The sequence below is a fragment of the Microbacterium yannicii PS01 genome (assembly GCF_000304335.1).
In the GTDB taxonomy this organism is placed as follows: Bacteria; Actinomycetota; Actinomycetes; order Actinomycetales; family Microbacteriaceae; genus Microbacterium; species Microbacterium yannicii_A.
This window is the reverse complement of record NZ_CAJF01000006.1, coordinates 94,465-116,412: the sequence shown is the minus strand read 5'-3', so window position 1 is coordinate 116,412 and position 21,948 is coordinate 94,465. Positions and strand designations below refer to the sequence as shown.

General features: G+C 71.2%; 18 protein-coding genes and 1 pseudogene. 10 read left to right on the top strand and 9 right to left on the bottom strand.

The features are described 5' to 3' along the window. The first annotated feature begins 7 nt into the window (after positions 1–7). The 3 genes from WYM_RS05070 (at position 8) to WYM_RS05060 (ending at position 4,390) form a co-directional block, all read left to right on the top strand. Positions 8–1,048: a carbohydrate ABC transporter permease gene (locus WYM_RS05070; RefSeq protein WP_019179749.1), complete on the top strand. Its 1,041-nt coding sequence runs from the start codon at positions 8–10 to the stop codon at positions 1,046–1,048. Then, positions 1,045–1,956, top strand: a complete 912-nt coding sequence (locus tag WYM_RS05065; protein WP_019179748.1) for a carbohydrate ABC transporter permease — start codon at positions 1,045–1,047, stop codon at positions 1,954–1,956. Before WYM_RS05070 ends, WYM_RS05065 begins: the two co-directional genes overlap by 4 nt. Before the next feature lie 103 nt (positions 1,957–2,059). Continuing rightward, positions 2,060–4,390, top strand: a complete 2,331-nt coding sequence (locus tag WYM_RS05060) for a beta-glucosidase (protein ID WP_051008068.1) — start codon at positions 2,060–2,062, stop codon at positions 4,388–4,390. Positions 4,391–4,496: 106 nt separating this feature from the next. Here the strand turns inward: WYM_RS05060 and WYM_RS05055 are convergent, their stop codons facing one another. Beyond that, positions 4,497–5,600, bottom strand: a complete 1,104-nt coding sequence (locus WYM_RS05055; protein ID WP_019179746.1) for a Gfo/Idh/MocA family protein — start codon at positions 5,598–5,600, stop codon at positions 4,497–4,499. After that, positions 5,579–6,277: a ThuA domain-containing protein gene (locus WYM_RS05050; protein WP_019179745.1), complete on the bottom strand. Its 699-nt coding sequence runs from the start codon at positions 6,275–6,277 to the stop codon at positions 5,579–5,581. The genes WYM_RS05055 and WYM_RS05050 overlap by 22 nt, the downstream gene beginning before the upstream one ends. A gap of 109 nt (positions 6,278–6,386) precedes the next feature. On the opposite strand from WYM_RS05050, the gene WYM_RS05045 reads away from it, so the two are divergent. The 3 genes and pseudogenes from WYM_RS05045 to WYM_RS19305 all read left to right on the top strand — a co-directional run. Next, positions 6,387–7,379 carry a LacI family DNA-binding transcriptional regulator gene (locus WYM_RS05045; protein WP_019179744.1) on the top strand — a complete coding sequence of 331 codons (993 nt, stop codon included), beginning with the start codon at positions 6,387–6,389 and terminating at the stop codon, positions 7,377–7,379. 106 nt (positions 7,380–7,485) lie between these two features. Then, positions 7,486–8,901 (top strand): aspartate aminotransferase family protein, encoded by a 1,416-nt coding sequence (locus tag WYM_RS05040; RefSeq protein WP_019179743.1) that lies wholly within the window; start codon positions 7,486–7,488, stop codon positions 8,899–8,901. Between the two features lie 83 nt (positions 8,902–8,984). Beyond that, positions 8,985–9,287 (top strand): annotated as a pseudogene (locus WYM_RS19305) (hypothetical protein); the annotation flags it as partial. Between the two features lie 180 nt (positions 9,288–9,467). Here the strand turns inward: WYM_RS19305 and WYM_RS05030 are convergent. Together WYM_RS05030 and WYM_RS05025 are read right to left on the bottom strand one after the other, a co-directional pair. Then, a complete protein-coding gene (locus tag WYM_RS05030) occupies positions 9,468–9,785 on the bottom strand; it encodes a hypothetical protein (protein ID WP_019179741.1) in 318 nt (105 codons plus the stop codon). 30 nt (positions 9,786–9,815) lie between these two features. Further along, positions 9,816–10,394, bottom strand: a complete 579-nt coding sequence (locus WYM_RS05025; protein ID WP_019179740.1) for a TetR/AcrR family transcriptional regulator — start codon at positions 10,392–10,394, stop codon at positions 9,816–9,818. 49 nt (positions 10,395–10,443) lie between these two features. Between WYM_RS05025 and WYM_RS05020 the strand changes: the two genes are divergently transcribed. Beyond that, positions 10,444–11,496: an SDR family NAD(P)-dependent oxidoreductase gene (locus WYM_RS05020; RefSeq protein WP_019179739.1), complete on the top strand. Its 1,053-nt coding sequence runs from the start codon at positions 10,444–10,446 to the stop codon at positions 11,494–11,496. A gap of 65 nt (positions 11,497–11,561) precedes the next feature. Here the strand turns inward: WYM_RS05020 and WYM_RS05015 are convergent, their stop codons facing one another. The 5 genes from WYM_RS05015 to WYM_RS04995 all read right to left on the bottom strand — a co-directional run bounded on the left by WYM_RS05015 (position 11,562) and on the right by WYM_RS04995 (position 20,146). Further along, complete coding sequence (locus WYM_RS05015; RefSeq protein ID WP_019179738.1) at positions 11,562–13,121, bottom strand: SLC13 family permease; 1,560 nt, start codon at positions 13,119–13,121, stop codon at positions 11,562–11,564. An 84-nt stretch (positions 13,122–13,205) separates the two neighbouring features. Further along, a complete protein-coding gene (locus WYM_RS05010; RefSeq protein ID WP_019179737.1) occupies positions 13,206–15,338 on the bottom strand; it encodes an NAD(P)-binding protein in 2,133 nt (710 codons plus the stop codon). Positions 15,339–15,648: 310 nt separating this feature from the next. Beyond that, positions 15,649–16,830 (bottom strand): cystathionine gamma-synthase, encoded by a 1,182-nt coding sequence (locus WYM_RS05005; RefSeq protein WP_019179736.1) that lies wholly within the window; start codon positions 16,828–16,830, stop codon positions 15,649–15,651. After that, the gene (locus WYM_RS05000; RefSeq protein WP_019179735.1) at positions 16,827–17,819 is read right to left on the bottom strand and encodes a pyridoxal-phosphate dependent enzyme; all 993 of its coding nucleotides are present in this window, start codon (positions 17,817–17,819) and stop codon (positions 16,827–16,829) included. The genes WYM_RS05005 and WYM_RS05000 overlap by 4 nt, the downstream gene beginning before the upstream one ends. Before the next feature lie 215 nt (positions 17,820–18,034). Then, the gene (locus WYM_RS04995; protein ID WP_019179734.1) at positions 18,035–20,146 is read right to left on the bottom strand and encodes a RecQ family ATP-dependent DNA helicase; all 2,112 of its coding nucleotides are present in this window, start codon (positions 20,144–20,146) and stop codon (positions 18,035–18,037) included. A gap of 152 nt (positions 20,147–20,298) precedes the next feature. Between WYM_RS04995 and WYM_RS04990 the strand changes: the two genes are divergently transcribed. From WYM_RS04990 to WYM_RS04980, 3 genes are all read left to right on the top strand, one after another. Next, entirely contained in the window at positions 20,299–20,580 is a 282-nt protein-coding gene (locus WYM_RS04990) for a DUF6412 domain-containing protein (RefSeq protein WP_019179733.1), read from the top strand. A gap of 106 nt (positions 20,581–20,686) precedes the next feature. Then, the gene (locus tag WYM_RS04985; RefSeq protein WP_026059561.1) at positions 20,687–21,463 is read left to right on the top strand and encodes a YidC/Oxa1 family membrane protein insertase; all 777 of its coding nucleotides are present in this window, start codon (positions 20,687–20,689) and stop codon (positions 21,461–21,463) included. A gap of 27 nt (positions 21,464–21,490) precedes the next feature. Further along, a complete protein-coding gene (locus tag WYM_RS04980; RefSeq protein WP_019179731.1) occupies positions 21,491–21,883 on the top strand; it encodes a pyridoxamine 5'-phosphate oxidase family protein in 393 nt (130 codons plus the stop codon). The last annotated feature ends 65 nt before the right edge of the window (positions 21,884–21,948 follow it).

Here is a 21,948-nt window from a genome sequence, read left to right as displayed (position 1 = left end):
GAACGACATGCATACGCGCGCGAGCTCTGCGGAGCATGAGGTGACGCCGCGGAAGTTCGCGCCGGCCGGTGCAGGCGACGCCTCGTCGCCTGCACCGGTCGCCCCCGCCCGCCGACGCCCCCGCGGCGTCGGCTGGCGGGTCCGAGCCGAGATCGCACTGCTGGTGGGCCCCGCCCTGGTGATGTTCCTCGGCTTCGTGATCTTCCCGGTCGTGATGGCCACCTACTACGGCTTCTTCAGCTGGCAGGGGTACGGGCCGCCGACCGATTTCATCGGACTGCGCAACTACCTCACGATCCTCCAGGATCCGGCCTTCCTCGAGGCACTCGGACACAACGGCTTCATCGTCGTGTTCTCGCTCGTCCTCCAGGGGCCGGTGGCGATTCTGCTGGCCCTTCTGCTGAACCGCCGGATGAGGGGCCAGTCCCTGATCCGAGTCCTCATCTTCGTGCCATACGTGATCTCCGAGGTCGTCGTCGGCACGGGGTGGAGCCTCATGCTCCAGACCAGCGGCGCCTTCAACGCGTTCCTCGAGCAGATCGGCCTGGGCTTCCTCGCCAACGACTGGCTCTCGAACCCCGACATCGCGATCTGGACGCTGATGGGCATCATCACGTGGAAGTACGTCGGCTTCGCGGTGATCCTCTTCCTCGCAGGGCTGCAGGGCATCCCCGAGGAGCTCTCCGAGGCCGCCGCGATCGACGGCGCCTCCTTCTGGCAGATCCAGTGGCGCATCACGCTGCCGCTGCTCGGGCCGACGCTGCGGATCTGGGCGTTCCTGTCGATCATCGGCTCGCTGCAGCTGTTCGACCTCGTGTACATCATCTGGGGCCAGTACATCGCCGCCACGGCGGGCACCTCGACGATGGCGACCTACATGGTCTCGGAGGGCCGCAACGCGGGCAACTTCGGCTACGGCAACGCCGTCGCCGTCGTGATCTTCGTGATCTCGCTGGTCGTCGCCCTCATCTACCAGCGCTTCGTCCTGCGTCGCGACACCGAGGGAGCCCTCACCGACGGCAAGAAAGACAAGAGGAACCGCCGATGACCGCCTTCCCCACCACGGCGATCCCCGAGGGCCTCGCCGTCCGTCCCCGACGCTCCCGACGGGGCGGCCGCCGCCGCGACGACCGCGGGGCGCTGCCCTGGGCGAGCCCGATCGTCTACTTCGTCGCCCTCATCACCGTCGGACTGATGCTCGTCCCGATCGGGTACATCATCCTCGGCGGCTTCCGGACGAACGCCCAGATCACGACCGACCCGGCAGGGCTTCCCAGCCCCTGGGTGGCGGCGAACTACATCGACGTCCTCACCGGCGGGATCTTCTGGCGGCAGGTGCTCAACTCCACCATCGTGGCGCTCGCGACCACGATCGGGGTGGTCGTGCTGGGCCTCATGGCCAGCTATGTGCTCGCGCGCTACCGGTTCGCCGGGCGCGGGGTGCTGTACGCCGTCTTCGCCGCAGGACTCATGTTCCCCCTGACGGTCGCCATCACGCCGCTGTACATCGTGGTGCGCGACCTGGGGCTGATGAACTCGCTCGGCGGCGTCATCCTCCCCCAGATCGCCTTCGCGCTGCCGACCACGATCATCATCCTGGTGCCGTTCCTGCGCGCGATCCCCGATGAGATCCAGGAGGCGGCGTTCATCGACGGCGCCAGTCGCATCGGGTTCTTCTGGCGCATGGTCCTGCCGCTCTCGCTTCCGGGCGTCATCACCACCGGCATCCTGGCCTTCATCGGCAGCTGGAACAGCTACCTGCTGCCCCTGTTCATCCTCAACAACGAGGTCGCCTTCACGCTGCCGCTCGGCGTGCAGTCCTTCTCGTCGCAGTACTCGGTCGACACCGCCAAAGTGCTCGCCTTCACCTCGCTGTCCATGATCCCTGCGCTGATCTTCTTCAGCGTGTTCGAACGACGGATCGTGGGCGGACTCACCGGCGCGGTCAAGGGCTGATCAGACGGATGCCGCGGCATCCGTCTCCTCGAAGAAAGAGAACCACGTGTATTCAGATGAGGCACGGGCGGCATCGCCGCGCGTCCGCGACCTGCTCGCGCAGATGACCCTAGAGGAGAAGCGGGCGCAGCTCGTCGGATTCTGGGTCGACCAGGGCGACGAGGTCGTCGCTCCGATGGCCGGTGAGATGCAGACCTCCACCCGCTACGAAGAGGCGACCGCGCACGGTCTAGGCCATCTCACCCGGGTCTACGGCACGCGTCCGGTCGAGCCGGTGGAGCGCGCGGAATGGCTCTGGAGCGAGCAGCGGCGGCTCCGCGAGCGGTCCCGTCTCGGCATTCCCGCCATCGTGCACGAAGAGTGCCTCACGGGGCTCGCCGCCTGGAAGGCGGCCACTTTCCCGACGCCTCTGGGCTGGGGTGCCGCCTTCGACCCCGCACTCGTCGAGGAGATGGGCCGCACCATCGGGCGATCCATGCGTGAGCTCGGCATCCATCAGGGCCTGGCTCCCGTCCTCGATGTCGTCCGCGATCCTCGCTGGGGGCGCGTGGACGAGTGCATCGGCGAGGATCCCTATCTCGTCGGAGTCCTCGGCACCGCATACGTGCGCGGGCTGCAGAGCGAGGGCGTCCACGCGACCCTCAAGCACTTCGTCGGCTACTCCGGCTCACGCGCCGGCCGCAACCACGCGCCGGTGCAGGCCGGCGCCCGCGAGATCGCGGACGTGCTGCTGCCGCCGTTCGAGATGGCGGTGCGCGAGGGCGGCGCCCGCAGCGTCATGAACTCGTACTCCGAGATCGACGGCATCCCGGTGGCAGCGACCACGCAGTACCTGACCGACCTGCTGCGCGACGAGTGGGGATTCGACGGCGTCGTTGTCTCGGACTACTTCTCGATCGCGTTCCTTCAGACGATGCACCAGGTCGCCGCGGATCGCGCCGACGCGGCACGTCAGGCGATCGAGGCGGGGATCGACGTCGAGCTGCCCAGCGCCGACGCCTTCGAGGCGCTCCCCGAACTCGTGCGGGCGGGCATCCTCGACCCCGAGGTGCTCGATCGCGCCGTCGCGCGCGTCCTGGCGCAGAAGGAGGACCTCGGCCTGCTCGACGAGCGGTTCGAGACGCCGCCGAGCCGCGTCGACCTCGACTCGCCCGCACACCGCGCCATCGCCCGCGCGCTGGCCGAGGAGTCCCTCGTCCTGCTCAGCAACGACGGACTGCTGCCCCTGGGCGCCGGACGAACGGACCGGATCGCGCTGATCGGCCCCAATGCCGCGAGCTCCGAGGCGCTGATGGGCTGCTACTCCTTCGTGAACCACGTGCTCGCCCATCATCCCGACTCGCCGCTCGGCGTCTCGCTGCCGACCGTCCAGGACGCGCTGGCATCCGAGTTCCCCGGCGCCGTCATCGTGCACGAGCCCGGGTGCGAGGTCGAGGGCGACGATCGCTCCGGCATCGCTGCCGCCGTCGAGGCCGCACGGGCCGCCGACGTCGCCGTCGTGGTCGTCGGCGACCGGGCGGGACTGTTCGGCCGCGGCACGGTCGGCGAGGGGAACGACGTCGACTCCCTCGAGCTGCCCGGCATCCAGCGCGAGCTGGTCGAGGCGGTGTGCGCCACCGGCACGCCGGTCGTGCTCGTCCTGCTCACCGGGCGGCCCTACGCCATCGGATGGGCGCTTCCCGAGCGAGCCGTGAAGGGCGGCGCCGTCACCGGGCTCGGTGCGGTCCCGACGGGCTCGACCCCGAGCCCGTGGGCCGACGCGTCGGCTCCGCGCCCGGCCGCCGTGCTGCAGGCGTTCTTCCCGGGAGAGGAGGGCGGCGGCGCGATCGCAGCGGTCCTCGCCGGCACCGCCTCACCCTCGGGTCACCTGCCGGTGTCACTCCCCCGCGCCGCCGGCGCGCAGCCGTACTCGTACCTGCATCCGACCCTGGGCGGCTCGTCCGATGTGACCAGCGCCGACTCGGACCCCCTGCTGCCCTTCGGCCACGGACTCACCTACACGACGTTCTCTCGCGACGCCCTCGAGGTGGACGGCGACGTCGCTGCCGGGGCATCCTTCACCGTCTCGGTGCGCGTCCGCAACACCGGCGAGCGATCGGGCACCGATCTCGTGCAGCTCTACGCGCGCGACGAGGTCGGCAGCGTCACGCGCCCCGTCGCGCAGCTGCTCGCATTCGAGCGGATCGCGCTCGAAGCCGGTGAGGAGGCCGTCGTGCGCTTCGAGGTTCCCACGCAGCGCCTGGCGTTCACCGGCGTGCAGGGCCGTCGCATCGTCGAGCCCGGCGACATCACGCTGTGGGTCGGACCGTCCTGCGCGGAGCGCGAGACCACGGCCGCCCTCACGGTCACCGGAGCGCTCTACGAGGTCGGCCTCGACGATCCCCGCGTCGCCACCGCCACCGTGGTGCGCGGCGTTAGGGAGCGCGTGGCCTGACGAGCGGCGCACGCTTCGACAGGTCGACCGGGCTTGCGCAGGAGGTCTCGCTCGCCGAACCTCCTGGGCAGGCCCCGTCGTCCTGTTGAGCGAGGTCGCCGACGCCTCAGAGGGATGCCGGAACAGCCCCGCGCCACTGCGCCACCGGTGTCAGGGGCACGAGGTCGGGCGTGGTCACCGTTGTGGCGAGCCGCTCCCGCACGCCGGAGGATGCCGAGACGCCGAGCAGCGTCATGATCTCGAGGACGTGCAGCGCCATCTCGCCGCTGGCACGGCCGGCGCCGCTCACGAGGTCGATCAGTCCGGCACCGCGTCCGGCATCGACGTATCCGGCGGCGGGCGGAAGGGTCTGCCACTGCTCCCCGTGCGGCTGAAGCAGCACGTCGCCGGAGAAGTGGTTGGGGTCGGGCACCACGAGGGAGCCGGTCACACCGTGCACCTCGATCGGCGCAGCGGTCGACGCGACGCCGTCGAAGCTCATCGTGACCGTCGAGAGCGCGCCGGAGGCGTGGTGCAGGATGCCGGTCAGGTGCGTGTCGACCTCGACTCCGATCGACTCGCCCGCGCGCGGACCGGTGGCGATGACCCGCTCGGCGCGCGACCGCGACGCGGCACCCGAAACCGCCTCGACGGGGCCGAGCAGCTGCACCAGGCTCGTGAGATAGTACGGACCCATATCGAGGAGGGGCCCGCCGCCTTCGCGGTAGTAGAAGTCGGGCTGCGGGTGCCAGTGCTCGTGGCCGGGCGAGATCCACATCGCGGCCGCCGAGACGGGGCGTCCGATGCGGCCGTCCTCGATCGCCGCTCGAGCGGTCTGGACGCCGGTGCCGAGCACCGTGTCGGGCGCGCACCCGAGGCGCCTGCCCGCTCGCGTCGCGGCATCCACGATGCTCATCGCATCGGCGAGCGTCGCCGCGAGCGGCTTCTCGCCGTAGACGTCCTTGCCGTGCGCGATCGCAGCGAGCGCTACCTCGGCGTGGGCGGCGGGAATCGTGAGGTTGAGCACGGTCTGCACCTCGTCGTCGGCGACGAGCTCGGCCGTCGTGAGCACACGGCAGCCGGGGATGCGCTCGGCCACGGCGGCCGCACGCGATGCGTCGAGGTCTGCGACGGCGACGACGCGCACCTGATCAGACCCCAGGAGCGTGTCGAGGTACTGCCGTGAGATGACGCCGAGACCGACGATGCCTACCGGGTGCGCGATGCCCACAGCATGCCCCTTTCGATGATCGTGCGAACGTTCGGGTCGCTGAGCACATCGACGCTGTGCCCGGGAGTCGCGACGAACACGCGCCCGGCGCCCCATTCACGGGTCCACACCGCCGGGGAGGTGATGGCGCGGTGCCACGGGTGATAGGGCTGCACCGGGTGCGTGGTGGTGGCGAGCACGTCGTTCAGATCGTCGTGGAGCACCCAGTACTGCTCGGTGCGCAGCGAGAAGTCGTCGAGCCCCGCGGTGATCTCGTGCGCGCGCCCGAGCTCGGTCAGCTGCACCGTGTACTCGAGGTAGTTGTCGGTTTCGCCTCCGTGCACCTCGTCGGGATGCTTCGACGGATGCGTGGCGAACTGCCCGCCGACCAGCTGCAGGTAGTCGGAGCTCGCGCGATACGAGTCGGCGATGCCGCCGTGCCAGCCGGCGAGGCCGGTGCCCGCGGCCACGGCGGACCGGAGCCCGGCCACCGCCTCCCCCGAGATCTCGGACATCGTCACGCACTGGACGACGAGGTCGGTCTGCGACATCCGGGCTGCGTCCGCGTAGACGTCGGGCGACTCCTCGATCGTGATGTCGAACCCGGAGTCGCGCAGGAACGGCATGAAGAGGTCCGTCGCCTCCACCGGGTGGTGTCCGTCCCAGCCGCCACGGACGATCAGCGCCGATCGGGTCATGAGCCTGCTCCTCGTGTCGTCATCGTCATCGTCATCGTGCGAGCTCCCTGCCCTCCGAACATGCCACCGGTGGTCGCGCCGGTCGAGAAGCTTGCGCAAAACTGGAGGCATGCGAGTCACCCTGGCGAGCGTCGCGGCCGAAGCGGGCGTCAGCGTCGCGACCGCCTCGCGCGCGCTCTCGGGCCGCGGCGACCTCTCCCCGGGCACACGGCGGCGGGTTCTGGCCGCCGCGCGTCGCATGGGGTATCGCCGGGACCCCTCCGGCGGCGGGCGGCCCGCGGCATCCGCTCGCCTCATCGATCTCGTCCTGAGCGGCTTCCACAACCCCTACTCCGACGAGGTCACCGCCGGAGCGCGCAGCGCGGCGGCCGCCGCGGGCTACGACCTCGTGCTCACCGAGGAGCGCGACAGTCCCGACGACGACTGGCCGATGCGCATCCGCCGCCGCGGGTCGGCCGGTGTGGTGCTCGGACTCGTCTCGCCGACCGCGTCTCAGCTGGCGGCGCTGGCGGATGCCGAGATCCCGGTGATCCTGCTGGATCCCCGGGCGGAATCGCTCCATGGCCTCGCGAGCGTGCGCACCACCGATCACGAGGGCGGCCGGGCGGCCGCGGCGCACCTGATCTCGCGCGGAGCGACCCGCTTCGCAGTGGTTCGGGGCACGCCGGCGTACCGCTTCGGACGAGCCCGGCACGAGGGCTTCCGTGCGGGGCTGCACACCCTCAGCCCCGACACGGAAGCCACGGTGGTCAGCGGCGACTGGGGAGCGGCGAGCGCCCGGGAGGCCGTCCTCCCGCTGCTGCGCGCGCTTCCACCGGGCGAGCGACTGGGGGTGTTCGCCTGCACCGACGAGATGGCCGCCGGCGTCTACGGCGCGGCGGCTGCAGCCGGACGCCGCATCCCCGACGACGTCCTCGTGGTGGGCTTCGACGACCTGCGTGGCGCGCGCTGGCTGACGCCCCCACTCACCACCGTGCGCCAGCCCATCCGCGAGATGGCGGCGGCGGCGGTCGATGCACTCGCCGAGGCCGCCGACGGCGGGGCGCTGCCGGACGAGCCCATCGTCCGACCGACGCGGCTGGTCCCCCGCGGATCGAGCTGAGGACGGACGGTCCGCCGCATCGGGCGCCCGAACCGGACGAACCGTCGCATGCCGCTGCGCCGGGCACGCGAGTAGCGTGGGGAGAACGTCAGACGGAAGGCCTGCCATGTCCACCACCGAGCAATCCGTTACCCAGCGCCCTGTCCGCAGCGACGCGGAGCTGCAGCAGATGGCGAAGGACCATCTGTGGATGCACTTCGCACGCCAGTCCGTCATGACCGAAGGTCCCGGCGTGCCCATCATCGTCAAGGGCGAGGGTCACCACATCTGGGATTCGCAGGGCAAGCGCTACATCGACGGCCTCTCGGGCCTGTTCGTCGTCGCGGCGGGCCACGGCCGCAAGCGCCTGGCCGAGACGGCGGCGAGGCAGGCCGAACAGCTGGCGTTCTTCCCGATCTGGTCGTACGCCCACCCCGCGGCGATCGAGCTCGCCGATCGGCTGGCCGACTACGCTCCCGGCGATCTCAACAAGGTCTTCTTCTCCACCGGCGGCGGCGAGGCCGTCGAGACGGCGTTCAAGCTCGCCAAGTACTACTGGAAGCTGCAGGGCCAGCCCACCAAGCACAAGGTGATCTCGCGCTCGGTCGCGTATCACGGCACCCCGCAGGGCGCGCTCGCGATCACCGGCATCCCCGCGATGAAGGCCATGTTCGAGCCGCTCACGCCCGGCGGGTTCCGGGTGCCGAACACCAACTTCTACCGCGCGTCCGACATGGGCGCGCCGACCTCGAGCCTCGAGGAGTTCGGCGTCTGGGCCGCAGATCGCATCGAGGAGATGATCCAGTTCGAAGGGCCCGACACCGTCGCGGCCGTCTTCCTCGAGCCCGTGCAGAACTCCGGCGGCTGCTTTCCTCCGCCTCCCGGGTACTTCCAGCGCGTCCGCGAGATCTGCGACAAGTACGACGTGCTGCTGGTGTCTGACGAGGTCATCTGCGCCTTCGGCCGCATCGGCCACATGTTCGCGTGCGACGCGTACGGCTACCAGCCCGACATGATCACGTTCGCCAAGGCCGTCACGAGCGGCTACTCGCCGCTGGGCGGCACCATCGTGTCGGACCGCATCTACGAGCCCTTCGCCCACGGCGACACCGCGTTCTATCACGGCTACACCTTCGGCGGTCACCCGGTCTCGGCGGCGGTCGCCATGGAGAACCTGGACATCTTCGAGGAGGAGGGCCTGAACGAACGCGTCCGTGAGAACTCGCCGGTCTTCCGCAAGACGCTCGAGAGGCTCACCGACCTCCCGATCGTCGGCGACGTGCGCGGCGACGGCTACTTCTTCGGCATCGAGCTGGTCAAGGACAAGGCGACGAAGGAGACCTTCGACGACGACGAGTCCGAGCGCCTGCTGCGCGGATTCCTCTCGAAGGCCCTGTTCGACGCCGGCCTCTACTGCCGCGCCGACGACCGAGGGGATCCCGTCATCCAGCTCGCACCGCCTCTCACGATCGGTCCGAGCGAGTTCGACGAGATCGAGCAGATCCTGCGCAGCGTCCTCACGGAGGCCTGGACTCGCCTCTGACGGACGACGGCGTCCGGACGGCGCCCGCTGCGTCGCTATACCACATGCCAGCGGCGGTGCGTCCGGAGGGTTAGGGTAAGCGCGTGGGCACGATTTACTACGGTGGATCGGCCATGCCGATCCACATCGAGGACCGTACGCTGGCGCACCTGAAGGTCGTCATCGCAACGAAGCTTCGGCGTGACGAGAGCTTTACGGTCTCGTGGCGTCACCCCGACGACCAGCCGCGGGGCCGCAGCACGATCTGGCTGCATCCGTCGATCCCGCTGCGGTTCGTCTTCGACGATCCCGACCCGACGGAGCTGAGCCGGGAGTGGATCGAAGAGCTGGCGAACTCGGCCAACTCCTCCGGGGGGATCATGCTCGTCGCCGAGCACTTCGACACCGGCCCCGTTCCCACGATCCAGGACGGTGACGACTCGGGCGACGTGACGCTGGGCACCGTCGAGGTCGAGAACCTCGAGATCGACAACCTCAAGGTGGCCGGCGGCGACATCCCGTCCACGACGCTCACCAGCAGCTGAGAGCCGAGCCGCTCACCCGGAATCGGCCGATCCGATCTCGGCTCAGCCGACCTCGGGCTCCGCCTCTCCCGACGGCTCGGGAAGGATCGTCAGTCCTCCCGGTCCGCTGGCGGCGAGCATGAGCTCTTCGACCCACAGGCGGTTGATGCGCGGCGGACGGCTGCCGAAGAAGTGGAACTGCAGCGGCACCGCCGGCGCGATCCAGTAGCTGCGCCGGCCGCTGCCGTCCCCCACCTCGACGTCGAACATGAAGGGCTCCGAGCGGCGGAGCTTGTTCATCATGACGATGCGGAGGTGAGCGAGCGTCCGGTCGTCGATGTCGATCGAGTTGCCACTCGTGTCGTAGATGAACCTGCCCATGCCAGGAGCATAGTCGGGCTCGAACCCGGTTCAGCGCGGCGCGAAGGCGGCGTGGAAGAGCGCCCGCGCACGCGTTGCGACGGCGGGCCGCTGTGCTGCATCGGCTCGCGCGAGCTCGGTCGCCAGCATCCCGGTCGCCATCGTCACGTCGTCGGTGTCGATGTGGGTTCCGACCCGCCCGGCCGCATGATCGCGGGCGACCACGCCGGCCACCAGCCGGTAGAACCGCTCGCCGAGACCCGCGACCCGCGGATCGCTCATGTCGGCGGTGATGAGCTCGATGAACGCCGTCGAGACCACGGCCTGGTCCACCACCCGATCGAGCAGGTCATCGACGGTCCGGTCGTACGACGCGGTGTACTCCTCGAGGTCGCGCACATTGTCTTCGAACACGGCGACGGCCAGCGAGATCCGATCCGGGAAGTGCCGGTAGAGACTCCCCTGTCCCACGCCGGCGCGCTTGGCGACGGCGCTGAACGGGGCGCCGAGCCCGCCTTCCGCGTACACCTCGCGCGCGGCGGTGATCAGGGCCCGGCGGTTGTCGGCCGCGGCGGCAGGACCGCGGTTCTGACGAGAGGGGATCGCCCGGGGAGGAGCGGAGTTCGACACGGGTGTAGCCTAGTACCGGACATAGTTGTCCGGTAGAAAGGACGCACTCATGAGCACCAGCACCCCGCCGACCGGCGGTTCCACCATCGCCACCTGGCTCGACGATCCGATCGGCGGTCCGATCCTGCGAGACCTCCTCGCACAGGGCGGGCAGAGCGCGGACGCGCTGGCGCCCGTCGCCGGCCTCCCCCTCGAGAAGCTCGTCGAGCTCAGCCGCGGCGCCTTCAGCCGCGAGGCGCTCGACCACCTCGTCCAGCAGGTCGCCACCACCGAGCGTCCGGAAGCGGCGCCCGGCGAGAGCGGCGGGGCCGAGGCATCCGCTCCCGCCGTTCCGAAGCGGCAGTGGACGGAGCGCATCGATCAGGGCCGGTTCACCGGCAAGACCATCATCGTCACGGGCGCCGGATCGGGCATCGGCCGGGCGACGGCGTCGCGCGTGGCCCGCGAGGGCGGCCGCGTGGTCGCCGTCGACGTGAGCCAGGAGCGGCTCGACGAGCTCGTCGCGGCGCACGCAGACGGTGACATCGTGCCGCTCGTCGCCGACATCACCGACGACGCCGGCGTGGCCCGGATCATCGGGGCCGCCGGCGGGACCGTCGATGGGCTCGCCAACATCGCCGGGATCATGGACGACATGACGCCGGTCGCAGAGGTGACGGATGCCGTGTGGCAGCGTGTCTTCCGCGTGAACGTGGACGGCACCATGAAGCTCATGCGCGCGGTCATCCCCGGCATGCTCGCGCAGGGCGGCGGATCGATCGTCAACACCGCGTCCGAGGCCGCGCTGCGCGGCTCCGCCGCCGGGGTCGCCTACACCGCCTCGAAGCACGCGGTCGTCGGCCTGACGAAGTCCAGCGCCTTCATGTACGGTCCCAGCGGCATCCGCGTCAACGCCGTCGCGCCCGGCCCGACGATCACCAACATCGAGGCGTCGTTCGCGTCGCCGCTGGGCGCGAGCCGCGTGCAGACCGCGATGGCCGTCATGCCGACGCCGGTGAGCGCCGACGCCCTGGCGGCCTCGATCACGTTCCTGCTGAGCGACGACGGCGTGAACGTCAACGGCGTCGTGCTCGCGAGCGACGGCGGCTGGTCGGCCGCCTGAGCCCCTTCGACCCGCGGCGCTCCGGGTGACCCGAACCTCCGGAGCGCCGCGCACCACCGGGTCGGTCAGAACGGCCAGACGAGCGGCACGTACAGCACCGCCATGGCGAAGAAGAAGAGGGCAAGCGGCAGCCCGAGCCGCCAGTAGTCGCCGAAGCGGAAGCCTCCCGGTTCCATCACCATCAGGTTGGCCGGCGTCGCGATCGGCGTGAGGAACGCCGCCGCGCCGATCACCGCGAGAGCCATCATGAACGGCTGCACCGAGAGTTCCATCGAATGCGCAACGGCGATCGCGATCGGAGCCACGATCAGCACGGTTGCCGTGTTGCTGATCAGCTGACCGAGGACGAGAGCCAGGGCGCACAGTGCGGTCAAGGCGGCATGTGGTCCGGCGTCGCCCAGCATCGACAGCATCCATCCGGCTACGAGATCCGCGGTGCCGGTCGCGATGAACGCGGTCGACAGCGGAATCATGCCCGCGATCAGCACCACGGTCGTCCACGAGATCGAGCGGTACGCCTGCGTCACGCTCACCGTCCGCGTCAGGACCAGTGCGCACGCCGCGAGGAGCGCAGCGACGGCGGGCGGAACGAGCCCGGTCGCCAAGAGCACGACCATCCCCAGCAGGATGCCGATCGCCCGCTTGGCGCCCCGTCCCAGCGGGACCGAGCGGCGCAGCCGCTGCGGGTCGTCGACGACGAGCATCCCGGGCTCGCGCGATCGCCGCGAGAGGTCGTCCCACGCGCCCTGGAGCAGCAGGGCGTCGCCGGCCTGCACGAGGAACTCGGTGCCCTTCAGCAGCTCGTCGCCGCGGCGCGCTGCCAGGACGACGAGGTCACCGTCGGGATCGGTCATGCCCGCGCACACGCGTGTGCCGATGAGCGGTGAGCGGGGCGCCACGACCACTTCCGTGACACCGGTCACAGGTCCGAGGATCGTGCCTGTGTCGAGCGAGAGCGAGTACTGCTGACGCAGCAGACGCGCGTGGCGCACAAGGTCCAACGGCATGCGGGCAGCGGGCCGATCGGGCACGAGGCGGCCGCCGAGCAGCAGAATGACGATGGTGCCGGCCAGGACCGGGATGCCGACGAGCGCGTACTCGAAGAATCCGAAATGCCGACCGCCCGCGCCGATGGCGAAGTCCGACACCAGGATGTTGACCGGTGTGCCCGTGAGCAGGAGCAGGGAGCCCGCCGAGGCCGCGAAGGCGAGCGGCATCAGCAGCTTCGACGAGGCGATTCCGGCGCGGGCTGCGACGACCACGACGAGCGGCAGCAGCGCCGCCACCGCCCCGTTGATGCTGATGAGCGCCGTGAGCCCGGCCACGAGGAGCGCGATCACGAGCAGCAGTCGGCTGCGGGTCGAGCCGGCGCGACCGATCACCCTCTGCCCCGCCCACGCCGTCACTCCGGTCGCGTCGAGCGACTCGCTCACGACGAAGAGGGCCGCGATGAACAGCACCGTCGGATCCCCGAACCCCGCGAGCGCCTCCGGGAGTGTGAGCACGCCGGTGAAGAACAGCGCGAGCGCCACACCGATCGAGACGACGCCGATCGGGACGCGGTTGCTCACGAAGGCGGCGACCGCGAGAACCAGGATGACGAGCGTTGCCGCGACGGGGTCCACGAGATTCAGCGTACTGAGCGGGCGCGGCCGTCCCCCGCCGGATGATGCCAGCGCGCACCCGGGTGGCGCAGGCGCGGGGGAGGGTCAGGCGCGAAGAGTCGCGAGTCCGGCGACGTCGTAAGCGAGCTCGACGGCCTCGAAGATGGCGGCGTCGATCGTGCGCGGGGCGAACGCATCGCCGATCGTCACGATCCGCGGCGACGCATCAGGCGTGAGGGATGCCGCAGGCCCGGCGAGCGGAGACGCCGCGGCATCCATCATCCCGGCGATGCCGACGGAGGCGCGCGGCTCGATCGCGACGACCGTGTCGAGTCCGTCGAGCACGGTCACCTGACCGGTCACGGAATCGGTCAGCGCAAGAGTGCCGAGCCCGACCGCGTCCACGCGCTGCGCCGGGGTGCGGCGGAACCCGCCGTGCGCGCCGAGGCGCTCGAGAAGCAGCGGGCGGTCGTATCCTGCGCCGATGTGCGGGAACACGGTCTCGAACGGCGTCACCAGCTCGAGTTCGTCGACCGCCTCGAGCAGCGTCAGCACGATGCCGGCCGCATAGGCGGTGCCATCGGCATCCACCACCGCGATCCGTCGGCCGAGCGGGGATTCCGCGCCGGTCACAGCGCGCGGGTTATGCAGCGTGAGGGCTGCCGCGGCGAACGCGTCGATCGTGCCCGCCGCCGGGAATCCCCCGGCGTACGCCCCGCCGAGAGCGAGCGACGTGGCCCGCGGTGCCACCGCGCCGGTCGCCACGACGATGCCGTCCGGTGCCGCGGCGCGGAGCTCCTCCGCGGCAGCCAGCACGCCGAGCCGCACATCCACTCCGGTCGACGCCAGGTCGCGCTCGAGATCGTCGACGAGCAGGCCCACGCTCTCGCGCCCGGGAACGCGGCGCGCCAGCCGCAGCTGTCCGCCCAGCTCGTCCTCCCGCTCGAGCAAGGTGACGGCGTGCCCGTCGGCCGCGAGCTCGACAGCGGCGCGCATGCCGGCCGGTCCGCCGCCCACGACGATCCACCGCTGCACGGCCGCGGCCCGCGGTCGCTCGCCGCGCTCGCGTTCTCGCCCGGCGATCGGGTTCACGGTGCACGACATGGCGAGTCCGCGACTGCCGCGGCCGAGGCATCCCTGGTTCAGACGGATGCAGTGACGGATGCCGCGACCGTCCGGCGAGACGGGCTCGATGCCTAGCAGCTTGCGGCCGAGGTCGGGGTCCGCGATCTGCGCGCGGGTGAGCGCGACCATGTCGGCGATGCCGTCGCGGACGACCTCCTCGGCCTCTTCGACCGAGCGCGCCGCCCCCACTCCGAAGACGGGAACGTCGGGGTTCGCGGCCTTGACGGCGGCGACATCGTCGCGCAGCCACGCGAAGGGCATCGGCGACGACGGGAAGACGTAGTGGACGTTGTGATAGCCGCCCGCCGCCAGATCGAGGAAGTCGATGCGGGCCCCGGCCCGGAGCCGCGCGATGATCGCGCGCATGTCGGCACCATCCAGGCCGGCGCTGTTCAGACCAGCGCCGTCGGGGCCACCGGGACGGAACTCGTTCGCCACGATGCGGATGCCGACGGTGAAGTCGTCGCCGACGCGCGCCCGCACCGCCCGCAGCACCTCGCGCGGGAACCGGGTGCGGCCCTCGATGTCACCCCCGTACCCATCGGTACGCGCGTTGTACAGCGGGGAGAGGAACTGATGCAGGAGATATCCGTGCGCCATGTGGATCTCGACGCCGTCGAAGCCGCCGTCGCGCGCGTGCGCCGCCGACGTCGCCCAGCCCTCGACGAACGCGGCGATGTCGGCCGCATCCATCTCGCGCGTCGCGTGGGCGGTCGAGGGCGAGAGCAGGCGCGACGGGGCGTAGACCGCGCGCGGCCCGTCGGGTCCGTCCGGCTGGGCCTGCGCGCCGTGGTGGTTCAGCTGCACCAGGATCTTCGCGCCGGCCTCGTGCACGGCATCCGTCATCTTCTTCGCCGCCGGCACGGACTCGGGACGGAAGGCGTCCTGGAATCCGCGGATCGACCCCGACGGGTGCACGAAGTGGTTGCCCGCGACGAAGAGCCCGCAGCCGCCGCGCGCCCGGCGCACGTAGTACTCCGTCTCGCGGTCGGACTCGACGCGGTCGGAGTACTGCTTCGAGTGCGCGGTCTGCATGATCCGGTTCGGCACCGTCATCGCGCCGATCCGCAGCGGCTGCGCCAGCGGGGAGAGGATGCCGGGGCTCGCGGTCATGCTCCCGAGCCTACGGTCCGCCGCTCCCTGAGCCGTCCCGGTCCCCGAGCCCGTCGAAGGGCGCTTCCTCACCCGGGTCCCCGAGCCCGTCGAAGGACGCTTCCTCACCCGGGCCCTGAGCCCATCGAAGGGCGCTTCCTCACCCGGGCCCTGAGCCTGTCGAAGGGCGCTTCCTCACCCGGGCCCTGAGCCTGTCGAAGGGCGCTTCCTCACCCGGTCCCTGAGCCTGTCGAAGGGCGCTTCGACAAGCTCAGCGACCGAGCGACAAGCCCAGCGACCGAGCGGCAAGCTCAGCGACCGAGCGACAAGCTCAGCGACCGAGGGTCGCGAGCGCCTCGTCGAGGTCCGCGATGAGGTCGGCGGCGGTCTCGATGCCCACCGACAGGCGCACGACCTCCGGCGGGACGGCGAGCTCGGTCCCCCGCACCGAGGCGTGGGTCATCTCGTCGGGGTAGTTCATCAGCGACTCCACGCCGCCGAGCGACTCGGCGAGCTGGAAGAGCCGGGTCGACTCGGCGAAGCGGCGAGCGGATGCCGCGTCCTCGAGTGCGACCGACACGATGCCGCCGAACCCGCTCATCTGCGCGGCGGCCAGTTCGTGCCCCGGGTGAGTGGCGAGCCCCGGGTAGTAGACACGGGCGACGGCGGAGTGAGCGTCGAGGAATCGGGCGATCGCCTGGGCGTTCTCGCTGTGCCGCTGCATGCGCAGGCCGAGCGTCTTGATGCCGCGCGTGGTGAGCCAGGCGTCCAGCGGGCCCGACACGGCGCCGACCGCGAACTGGAGGAACTTCGCCCGCTCGTACAGCGCGTCGTCGTCGAGCACGAGCGCTCCGCCGACGACGTCGGAGTGCCCGCCGAGGTATTTGGTCGTCGAGTGCACGACGACGTCGGCGCCGAGGGCGAGCGGCTGCTGCAGCGCCGGTGAAGCGAAGGTGTTGTCGACCACGACGAGGGCGCCGGCGTCGTGCCCGAGCCGGGCGAGGCCGGCGATGTCGGTGATGCGCAGGAGCGGGTTGCTGGGCGTCTCGACCCAGACGACCCGGGCGGGACGCTCCTCGAGCGCCGAGCGCACCGCGTCGAGGTCGCTCATGTCGACCACCCGGACACCGACGCCCCAGTCGCCCAGCACCCGCGCGATGAGCCGGTACGTGCCGCCGTACACGTCGCTGCCGAGCAGCACCTCGTCGCCCGGCTTCAGCGCCGCCCGCAGCAGTGCGTCCTCGGCGGCGAGCCCCGACGCGAACGACAGCGCGTGGGCGCCGCCCTCGAGGGCGGCGAGCTGGGTCTCGAGCGCGGTGCGCGTGGGGTTGCCGCTGCGCCCGTACTCGTAGCCTTCGCGAAGCCCGCCGATGCCGTCCTGCGCGTAGGTGGTGGAGAAGTGCACCGGAGGGATCACGGCCCCCGTCGTCGGGTCGAAGGCCTGACCGGCGTGCACCGCGGCTGTATCGAAGCCGGCGGTCTCGAATCCCCGGTGGGTCGTGGGGTCGCTCATGCGTCGTCTCCTTCGTGAGGGGTGGTGGATGCCGGGACGTCGAAGCCGTGCTCGCGCATCCAGTCGTCGTCGTAGAAGCGGTTGAGGTAGCCGCGGCCGTGATCGGGAAGCAGGACGACGACCACGGCGTCCGCCGGCAGATCCCGCGCCTCGCGCAGCGCAGCCACGACGGCCATGCCGCTGGATCCGCCGACGAGCAGCCCCTCCTCGCGCGCGAGGCGGCGGGTCATCGCGAACGACTCGGCATCGGAGATGCGGTGGATGCGATCCGGCACCGACGGGTCGTACGAGCCCGGCCAGAAGTCCTCGCCGACCCCCTCGACGAGGTACCCGTGGATCGGGCCGCCCGAGTAGATCGATCCTTCGGGGTCGGCTCCGATCACCCGCACGGCGCCGCTCGACACCTCGTGCAGATACCGCCCGGTGCCGGTGATGGTGCCGCCGGTGCCGATCCCTGCGACGAAGTGGGTGACCCGGCCGTCGGTGTCGCGCCAGGTCTCGGGCCCCGTGGTCTCGTAATGGCTGAGTGGCCCGTTCGGGTTCGCGAACTGATTCGGCTTGAAGGCCCCCGGGATCTCGCTCACCAGCCGGTCGGACACGCTGTAGTACGAGCGCGGATCGTCGGGCGGCACGCTCGTGTCGGTGACGACGACCTCGGCGCCATAGGCGCGGAGCACATCGACCTTGGCGCCTTCGAACTTGTCGGGCACGACGAAGATCATGCGGTAGCCGCGCTGAAGGGCGACCAGCGCCAGGCCGACACCGGTGTTGCCGCTGGTCGGCTCGACGATGGTGCCGCCCGGCTTCAGCAGTCCGTCCCGCTCGGCGGCGTCGACGATGCGGCGGGCGATGCGGTCCTTCGCCGAGCCGCCGGGGTTGAAGTACTCGACCTTGGCGAGCACGGTCGCGGCGATGCCGCCGGTGACGCGGGTCAGCTGGACGAGAGGGGTGTTGCCGACGAGGTCGGCCACGCTTTCGGCGTAACGCACAGATGTGTCCTCGGTGTTGCCGCGCGCGTGCGCGGGGAGATCAGTCGGGGGTCGCGGGGGCGTGGGCGAAGCGGGAGCTTCACCGGCAAGGGCGACAACAGCGACAGGTCAACACGCGGGCAAGTCTAGACCGGGCGCACGCGGCACGTCGAGGCACTTCGACGTCGGAGACCGCAGAGACGACGGATGACGCGGCCCGGCGTCCCGGCTCCGGTTCAGCCGCGAAGCGCGAGGGCGAAGGGAAGCACCGCGCCCGCACCGGCACGGTGCAGCGTGCGAGCGGCGACGGTGAGCGTCCACCGGCTGTCGACGGCGTCGTCGACCAGCAGCACCGGCCCCGCGGGCACATCGAGCGCGGAGGCGTCGAACCGGTCCCACACTCCGGCGAGCCGGAAGGCGCTGTTGCCGCCGGGCTGGCCCGTCGGGCCGCCGTCGACGAGCTCCAGCCGGCCGAGGTAGGGCAGCCGGCCGATCTCGGAGATGCCGCGGGCGAGCGAGTCCACCAGCTGCGGGCGACTGCGCGAGGGCATCGCCACCACCGCGACGGGGCGCTGCGCCCACCCCCACTCGGCGAGCACCCGGACGCACGCCGTCAGGACCTGGGGCGGCACGGGCGCGTCGGGCGCGTCGGCCGCGAACAGGTCGCGCAGCGTTCCGCCCCAGCCGAGGTCGGTCAGGCGCGCGAGGGCTCGGCCCTCCTGAGCCTGCTCGTCGGCGGGGATGCGGCCCTTGACCGGCAGCCCGAGCCGGTCGGCGCCGGTCGGCCATTGCCGGCGCGGCTCGATCGCCACCCCGACCCGGTCGAGGGCGGCGGTCGCGGCATCCGTCGCCTCGGCGGCCACGCCGGTCGGGTACCAGGCGCCCGCGCAGTTGTCGCACCGCCCGCAGGGGGCGGCCGTCTCGTCGTCGAGCGAGCGCTGCAGGAACTCCATGCGGCAGGACGAGGTCTCTTCGTACTCGATCATGTGGCGCTGCTCCGCCACGCGCTCGGCCGCGATGCGGCGGTAGCGCTCCTCGTCGTAGTCCCAGGGCGCACCGGTGGCGATCCACCCGCCCTGCACGCGCGCGACGGCGCCGTCGACGTCGAGCACCTTCAGCAGCAGCTCGAGCGGCGTGCGGCGGATGTCGACCACCGCCTCGAGCGCCGGCGTCGACATCGGGCCTGCCGACGCCGACAGCGCGTTCAGCACGCGTTCCGCCCGCTCGCGATCGGGCATGGAGGCTGTGGCGAAGTAGTGCCAGATGTCGCGGTCCTCGGCCCCGGGGAGCAGCAGCACATCGGCCGATGCGGTTGCGCGGCCCGCGCGCCCGACCTGCTGGTAGTACGAGACCGGAGACGACGGTGCACCGAGGTGCACGACGAAGCCGAGGTCGGGCTTGTCGAATCCCATGCCCAGAGCGCTGGTGGCGACGAGGGCTTTGACCCGGTTCTCCTTCAGCAGCCCTTCGGACTCCTCCCGCTCGTCGGTATCGGTCTGCCCGGTGTACGCGCGGACGTCGTAGCCGCGCTCGCGGAGAAGGCGCGCCGTGTCTGTGGCCGCCGACACGGTGAGGGTGTAGATGATGCCGGATCCCGGCAGGTCGCCCAGGTGATTGATGAGCCAGGCGAGGCGGCTGGGCGCGTTGGGCAGACGCAGCACGCCCAGGCGCAGCGAGGTGCGTGCGAGCGGTCCGCGGATGGTGAGCACGTCGGCCGGTGCATCGCTGCTCGCCCCGAGCTGCTCGGCGACGTCGGCGACCACCCGGCTGTTCGCCGTCGCGGTCGTCGCCAGGACCGGCACCCCGTCGGGCATCCGCGCGATGAGTTCGCGCAGGCGGCGGTAATCGGGCCGGAAGTCGTGACCCCAGTCGCTGATGCAATGGGCCTCGTCGACGACGAGCAGGCCGATGCGCGGAACAAGATCGGGCAGCTGCTCATCCCGGAACGACGGGTTGTTGAGCCTCTCAGGCGACACGAGCAGGACGTCGACCTCGTCGGCGTCGAGCTGCGCGATCACATCGCGCCACTCGTGCGCGTTCGTGGAGTTGATGGCGACGGCGCGCACCCCCGCCCGCCGGGCGGCGGCGATCTGGTCGCGCATCAGCGCGAGCAGCGGCGAGACGAGGACCGTCGGCCCGCCACCCCGCCGACGCAGCAGGAGTGTGGCGACGAAGTACACGGCCGACTTGCCCCACCCGGTCCGCTGGACGACCAGCGCGCGCCGGCGTCCATCGACGAGCGCCTCGATCGCCTCGAACTGCCCCTCGTGGAAGTCGGCGTCTTCGCGGCCGACGAGCGCGCGCAGGACTTCGCGCGCCTCGTCGCGGGTCGTCGTCGTCGCGGTCATGTGTTCCACCCTGCCCGATCCCCCTGACAGCGGGCCCGATCGGGTGAGACCGGGGAGGATCGGCGCCTCGCCGATGCCGGGGAGGAGCCGGCGGAGGCGCTGTGGATCCGCGGGTGCTAGCGTGACGGCATCCGTGAGGGAAAGGCGGTGCCGTGTTCGAGTCGTTCGGCGTCGCGCTGCGCCTCCTCCTCGAGATCGTCGGCGCCACCGCCGTACCGCAGCCGGGAGCTGCCGCCTTCGCCGTCCTCGCCGTGACCGCTCTCGCCCTCGTCGCCGTGATGCTGACGGCGTTCGGAGGGACGCTGCACGCCCGCGGCACACCCCCGACTCCCGAGCGCGGGATCGACGACTCCACGCGCCTCGCGCAGAGTCATCCGGATGCCCCGGGTCATTCGCGACCGCGAGCCCCGGGATCCGCGGCCTCGGCCGCGTAGCCTCCGACGCACGTCCGCACCGCCCACCCGGGCGGATCCCGACGTGTCCGCCGGCGCCGTCGTGGCCATACGCCACGCATCGGCATCGACGAAACGGACACCTCTCTTGGACCTCTACGCCTTCCCACCCATCGCCGCGATCCTCGACGCGGCCTACGCCGGACTCATGGGCCTCGCGGCCCTTCTCGAGCCGCTGACGGGATCGGCGGCTGCCGCGGCATCCGTCGTCCTGCTCACCCTCCTCGTGCGCGTCGCACTCATCCCCGTCGGGGTCTCCCAGGCCAAGGCCGAGCAGACCCGCAGCCGCCTCGCTCCGAAGCTCAGGGCTCTGCAGCAGCGCCACAAGCGCGATCGGGAACGGCTGCAGCGCGAGACGATGAAGCTCTACGCGGACGAGAAGGCCTCCCCCCTGGCGGGATGCCTGCCGATGCTCGCGCAGGCGCCGGTCATCGCGATCGTCTACACACTGTTCCTCCATTCGACGATCGCCGGCCACGCCAACGGCCTTCTCACCCAGCAGCTGCTCGGCGTGCCGCTGGGCGCGAGCCTGACCGGCGTGATCGTGACGGGAACGGTCTCTCTCGGCGCGCTCGGCGTCTTCGCCGCCGTGCTCGCCGTCATCGTCATCACCGCCGAGATCACGCGCCGCGCGTTCCGTCCCCCGGTCGACGACGCACCGGATGCCTCGGCCCTGGCCGGCGCCGGAATGGCACGGCTCGCCGGGGTCCTGCAGTTCGCGACCGCGGTCGTCGCGCTGTTCGTGCCGCTCGCTGCCGGCCTCTACCTGGCGACGACCGTCGCATGGACGCTCGTGCAGCGGGTGCTGCTGCGGCGGAGGTATCCGCTCGCGCCGGCGGATCCGAGAGACTCGGGCCGCGCGTGACCGGGGCGCGCCGGGAGAAGATGGGGTGTGCCGACCCTGACCACCCTGACCGACGACGGCTTCGCGTTCATCTCCGACTACCACCTCGCGACACTGTCGACGATCGCCCGCGACGGCCTCATCCATGCCGTCGCCGTGGGATTCACCGTCGACGACGGCGTCGTGCGGGTGATCACGTCGGACGGCACCCAGAAGGTGCGCAACATCGAGCGGGACTCGCGCGCGACCATCGCGCAGGTGGCGGGTCCGCGCTGGCTCAGCGTCGCCGGACGGGCGACGATCGAGCGCGACCCGGCGGAAGTCGCACGGGCGGAGGCCCTGTACGCCGAACGCTATCGGCCGCCGCGGGTCAATCCGCGCCGCGTCGTCATCCGGCTCGAGCCCGACACCGTGATGGGATCCAGGGGTCTGTTCGCCTGATCTCCGGCGAGTCATCGGCTCCGGCGTGTCGACCGCGGGCGAGTGAGCGGATCGTCTGCCAGAGT